The sequence below is a fragment of the Paraburkholderia sp. SIMBA_027 genome (assembly GCF_046535315.1).
Classification (GTDB): domain Bacteria; phylum Pseudomonadota; class Gammaproteobacteria; order Burkholderiales; family Burkholderiaceae; genus Paraburkholderia; species Paraburkholderia tropica.
In genome coordinates, this window is the sequence record NZ_JAWRWY010000861.1 from 1 (window position 1) to 262 (window position 262).

General features: G+C 67.2%; 1 protein-coding gene. It reads left to right on the forward strand.

The window, feature by feature from the left end:
- Positions 1-2 precede the first annotated feature (2 nt).
- A partial coding sequence (locus tag SB764_RS41530; protein WP_410866970.1) for an EamA family transporter occupies positions 3-262 on the forward strand: 260 nt, incomplete at its 3' end.

Consider the following 262-nt stretch of genomic DNA (forward strand, 5'->3'; position numbering starts at 1 on the left):
GCCTGAACTTCGTCGTCATGAAGATCGGCCTCAAAGGCCTCTCGCCCATGATGCTGGGGGCCTTGCGATTCGCCCTGGCGGCGTTCCCCCTCATCCTCTTCGTACGGCCGCCGCGCCTGCCGTGGCGCTGGATCGCGGCCTACGGGCTGGTGCAGGGCCTGGGCCAGTTCGGCCTGCTGTTCACGGCCCTCAAGTTCGGCATGCCGGCGGGCATGGCCTCGCTGGTGATCCAGACCCAGGCGTTCTTCACCTTGTTGCTGGC